Source organism: Ilyobacter sp., from assembly GCF_041583315.1.
Classification (GTDB): domain Bacteria; phylum Fusobacteriota; class Fusobacteriia; order Fusobacteriales; family Fusobacteriaceae; genus Ilyobacter.
This window is the reverse complement of record NZ_JBFHGC010000166.1, coordinates 1-5,106: the sequence shown is the minus strand read 5'-3', so window position 1 is coordinate 5,106 and position 5,106 is coordinate 1. Positions and strand designations below refer to the sequence as shown.

At 33.3% G+C, this 5,106-nt stretch carries 5 protein-coding genes; 3 read left to right on the top strand and 2 right to left on the bottom strand.

The features are described 5' to 3' along the window. On the bottom strand, positions 1-1,046 hold a 1,046-nt coding region (locus ABZA26_RS07155; protein WP_372713838.1), incomplete at its 3' end, for a transposase. Positions 1,047-1,322: 276 nt separating this feature from the next. Here ABZA26_RS07155 and ABZA26_RS07150 point away from each other — a divergent pair. Both ABZA26_RS07150 and tyrS read left to right on the top strand, forming a co-directional pair. After that, complete coding sequence (locus tag ABZA26_RS07150; protein WP_372713837.1) at positions 1,323-1,799, top strand: N-acetyltransferase family protein; 477 nt, start codon at positions 1,323-1,325, stop codon at positions 1,797-1,799. 251 nt (positions 1,800-2,050) lie between these two features. After that, complete coding sequence (tyrS, locus tag ABZA26_RS07145) at positions 2,051-3,268, top strand: tyrosine--tRNA ligase (RefSeq protein ID WP_372713836.1); 1,218 nt, start codon at positions 2,051-2,053, stop codon at positions 3,266-3,268. Positions 3,269-3,410: 142 nt separating this feature from the next. Here tyrS and ABZA26_RS07140 read toward each other — a convergent pair whose 3' ends face one another. Next, the gene (locus ABZA26_RS07140) at positions 3,411-4,604 is read right to left on the bottom strand and encodes a pyridoxal phosphate-dependent aminotransferase (protein ID WP_372713834.1); all 1,194 of its coding nucleotides are present in this window, start codon (positions 4,602-4,604) and stop codon (positions 3,411-3,413) included. A 244-nt stretch (positions 4,605-4,848) separates the two neighbouring features. On the opposite strand from ABZA26_RS07140, the gene ABZA26_RS07135 reads away from it, so the two are divergent. Further along, positions 4,849-5,106: hypothetical protein (locus tag ABZA26_RS07135; protein WP_372713833.1), on the top strand; the 258-nt coding region annotated here is incomplete at its 3' end.

The window sequence follows — 5,106 nt, the reverse complement described above, 5'->3', positions numbered from 1 at the left end:
TTAAGTTTTCCAAATTCAATTCTTAAGCGCTCAGCCCATGAAAGTAGCTTCTTATGAAATAGGTACTTTTTTTTAAAAGAGTTGAGTTTGGATTTAAGGTAAGGAATAATATTCCTAGCGTAAAAACCATATCTTCTGATAGCTTTGAAATTTTTAGGGTGAATATGTAGAATTAACCTTTTCATGAATTTTATGACAGAAAGAGTTAAAGTCATTTTTTCTTGAGTTTTGGTATCAATATACCAAAAAGTAACGAAATTACCATCAAATTCAGTAATCCTGTATTCTGCAATAGCAGGACGCATAAGATAACGTCCTATATATTTTAGAGACTTATCGTCTGTTTTTAAAGGTTCTCCTTTTAAGTTGATGAAAAAATTCATTTTATAGCACTCACTAATACGCTTTTGTGTCTTAGGGCATTTCGGATAGAGAGATTTAATAGTTTTAAGAACTAAGTGTTTCCATGAATTATTAAAAAAATTAGGTTCAAAATATTCGAGTTTTTTCCATGAGAAGTCCTCTTTAAATCCACCTAAAGAAAGAATAACGTGAAAATGAGTGTTGAATGAAGAATCCCTTCCAAAAGTATGGAGGGCAATAATTAATCCATAGTATTTGATTTTATGTTTTTTAAACCAGTTTTTAAAAAGGTGATTAATATGATTTGAGAACTCTATTAAAACATTGCGCTTAGCAATAGGGTAATTCCAAAGAATATCAGGGATAGTAAAAATGATATGTCTGTGTTTTTTATCAATTAGGTCTTTAGAAAGTTTTAAACTCCATTTTTCAGCATAGAGTTTACCGCAAGAAGAACAAAATTTTGATTTACAAGAAACTGGACGGTAATCTTTTTCGCCGCAAAGAGGGCAATTAAATGTAGCCTTAGCATATGCGAGATCACAACAAAAGTTAGCTTTTTTAATAGAATCTTTAATAAATTGAAGATGATCTTTATCAAAATGATTGAAAAAATCTTTTTCTGTTTTAAAGAGTTTATCCACATTATCTTTAGTAAAAATATCAGTTAGTTTAATAGCCATAGTATATTATACTAAAAAACCCCCATGAATGGGGGCAGGGGGTTGAACGAGGCATAGCCTCTTTTTTTATCTCTCCTGCACCTATAAAACTTAATCTCCAGGGGATTTTTATAAGTTTTACTGGAGAGAGTAAAGGATTTAGGGCAAAATAACAGGAGTTTAAATAACAGGATAATCTTATATTGTTTTTGTTAAAAAAAGATATATATGTTATAATTGAACCTGTTAAATTGGGAAAGTTGATATATTTAAGTTTAATTTTGATAAGGTGATTTTTTGAAAGATGTTATTTTGAGAAAAGCAGAGGAACGAGATATACCAGAGATATATGAGCATCTCCACAGAGATTATGTGAAAAAATATTTTTCAGAGAATGAGAGCCGAGAATGGGAAAATCATAAAAAATGGTATAAGTTCCTCATAAACTCCCCTTACTTTATTCTTTATGTTTTAGAAGAGCTAAATGGAAATTTTTTAGGCCAGCTGAAGTTTGAACTTGACGGAGAAACAGCCATACTCAGTATATATATGTCAAAGTCGAGCAGAGGAGCAGGTCTGGGGAAGAAGGCCATTTTAAAGGGAATGGAGGAGCTGGCTCTGTCATGTGAAAATACAGAGATAGTTCTTGCGTATATTTTGGAAGAGAATGAAGTTTCTATAAAAACCTTTGAAAAGGCAGGCTTTTCATTTGAAAAAGAAGAAGAGTATCACGGTATAGAACACCTCCTCTATGTAAAAAAACTCAGGTCTTGAGAGTTTTAATATAATGTGATATACTTTCTTAAGATTTGATTTTGGAGGAAAAAATGAATAGAAAAATCAACTATAACAGATACTATTATTATTACTATTAAAAAGGGCTGTACTTCAAAGTAGAGGCCTTATTTGTGATAACTAAAAAGGGTCTGTATCTATGGTTGAGGAAAGTTTAGTATATATAAACCTCATAGGTGCATCCTATGAGGTTTTTTAATTATAAAAATTTATGAAGGGAGTGTATATTTATGAATATCGAACAAGAAGTAAAAAGACAGATGGAAATCCTCAAGAGGGGTGTAGAAGAGGTAATCTCTGAGAGAGAACTGGAAGATAAAATAAAAAAATCCCTGGAAACCGGAAAACCTTTAGTCATAAAGCTGGGAATAGACCCTACTGGTTCAGATCTTCATATAGGGCATGCAGTACCCCTCAGAAAACTGAGACAATTTCAGGATCTAGGACACAGAGTAAAGTTCCTCATAGGAACCTTTACAGCCAGAATCGGGGATCCTACAGGAAAATCGGAAACGAGAAAAATGCTAACTGCTGAAGATATACAAAAGAATATAGAAACTTATCTGGAGCAGGTAAAACTTATTCTTGATCTTGAAAAAACAGAAGTTGTATATAACGGAGACTGGCTTGAGAAACTCTCTCTTGAAGATGTACTTAAGCTTCTTTCTCAGTTTACAGTGGCTCAAATGGTACAGAGAGAAGATTTTTCCAAAAGACTAAGTGAGGGGAAACCCGTCTCTCTTGTAGAGTTTATGTATCCGATTCTGCAGGGATACGACTCTGTAGCTATAGAGGCAGACGTAGAGCTAGGGGCCACAGAACAGAAGTTTAATATTTTGAGAGGAAGAGACCTACAGAAAAATGCAGGTCAGCAGCAGCAAGTATGTATGATGATGCCTATTCTTGTGGGACTTGACGGAGTGGAGAAGATGTCGAAGTCTCTGGGAAATTATATAGGGGTTACAGAGGCTCCTAATGATATGTTTGGAAAGGTAATGTCCATATCTGACGATTTGATGTGGAACTACTACGAAGTTGCTACAGATATAGCTCTAGAAGATATTAAAACTTTAAAAGAGGGAGTGGAGAACGGAACAATCCACCCTATGGACTGTAAAAAAAGACTGGGAGAGGAAATCGTAAAAATTTATCATTCTGAAGAAGAAGGTAAAAAAGCCAGAGAGTGGTTTGAAAACGTATTTTCAAACAGAAATATGGCTGTGGATCTTCCAGAAGTAAAAGTAGAGTCTGATGAGATGAATGCAATAGACCTTTTGGTAAAAGAGCTGATGTTTTTAAAATCTACATCTGAAGCCAGAAGATTGATAAGCCAGGGTGGATTCAAGATAAATGATGAAGCTGTAAAAGATGTACAAGCTGTAATAAAAATAGAAGACGGAATGATAGTCAGAGCAGGAAAAAAGAAAATAGTAAAGATAGTAAAATAGGATAAAAACTAAAAGTTCTGTATAGATGGTATTTGGTGTTTATAGACAAAAAACATCCCTGATTCCATAGAGTTAACTCTTGAGATCAGGGATGTTTATAATAAAATTTATATTGTGCCTTTTTAACTTTTTTAGAATTGTGTTATGCTTTTATAGACTTGTATTTTTCAAGTCCAGCTTTCAGAATTTTCATAGCTTTTTTAAGTTCTTCTTCATTTAAAACATATGCCAGTCTTACCTCGTCTTTACCCATTCCAGGAGTAGAATAGAAACCTTCTGCTGGAGCCATCATAACAGTCTCGCCATCTAATTCAAACTCCTTGAGCATAAATATAACAAAATCTTCTGCACTCTCTACCGGGAGTTTCGCAATGGTATAGAACGCACCAGCAGGTTTGTGGCAGATTACTCCATCAATCTCTTTTAAACCCTTGTAAAGAACATCTCTTCTTTTTTTATATTCAGCATTGACCTCTTCAAAGTAGCTAGAAGGTGTTTTGTAAAGTTCAGTAGCACCTATCTGCTCAAGTGTAGGGGCACAAAGTCTTCCCTGACAAAGCTTTAACATAAGTGCCATGAGTTCTTTGTTTTTACTTGCAACAGATCCTATTCTGGCACCGCATGCACTGTAACGCTTGGAAATACTATCTACAATGATAACTCTGTCCTTGACCTCTTCCAAACCGTTGAAATTAGAATAGTCGCCATCATAAACGAATTCTCTATATACTTCATCTGATATTATAAAAAGATTGTGTTCCACAGCTAATTCTGCAAGAGCTTTTATTTCTTCTTTTGTATAAATAACACCAGTTGGATTTCCAGGGTTAGAAATAACAATTGCCTTTGTTTTTTCATTTATAGATTTTTCCATCTCTTCCTTTGAAGGAAGTCTGAATCCATTCTCGGCCTTGGTTGTTATAGGAGAAACTTCTACGTTTACTATAGATCCAAAACCTGTATAACTGGAATAAAACGGTTCTGGAATAACAACATTATCACCTGGATCACATGTGGCTATCAGAGAGAAGAGCAGAGCTTCACTTCCTCCGTTGGTGATTAATATTTCATCCTTGTCAAATTCCATGTTGTAAGTCTTGTAATAATCAATAGTAGCCTCTATAAGATCAGGATCTCCCTGGGAATTAGAATATGCTAAGACCTCTTGTTTTGCATTTGCTATAGCTGTAAAAAAAGATTCTGGAGTTTTGATATCAGGTTGACCAATATTAAGGTGATAAATCTTTTTTCCCTTTGCCTTTGCCTCTATTGAAAATGGTAATAGTTTTCTGATTGGTGATGTTTTCAGATCTTTGACTCGATTGGAATAATTCATAAAAAGCCCCCTTTTTAATAATTGTTATATATAAAAAATTGAATATACTTAAATTTCAGATTGATAGCATATATATTTATAACATGTTTTAAAAAAAAATAATATTATAAATTTTAAAAAATATTGTTAATGTCTAGCTTATCAAAATTTAAGTGAATTTACCATAAAATTATTTATATATTTTTTTACTAGAGAATATTAAGGTATGATATAATAATTAAAAATTCTTCAGGGAGAAGATCAGGTGGAGAAAAGATTTAATTATAAATTTGCTTTAAAAGAATATAGAAAACTTTATAAATATATCAAAGAAAAAGGTTTCAGATGTGATGTCAGCGGAAGTCTCAGGAGGAAAAGATCAGACGTGGGGGATATAGATTTTGTAGTGGAAGGATCTGAGGAAGTGGTTTTGGAGGCTGTATCCCTTTATCCTTACATAGAAAAACCTATAAACAGATATGAGTTTATGCTCAAAAGTGGGATATGCATCCATGCAATACCT

Bases quoted from the DNA above. Each gene is read 5' to 3' on its own strand.
- tyrS (WP_372713836.1), top strand. From the start codon at position 2,051: ATGAATATCGAACAAGAAGTAAAAAGACAGATGGAAATCCTCAAGAGG.
- ABZA26_RS07140 (WP_372713834.1), bottom strand. From the start codon at position 4,604: ATGAATTATTCCAATCGAGTCAAAGATCTGAAAACATCACCAATCAGA.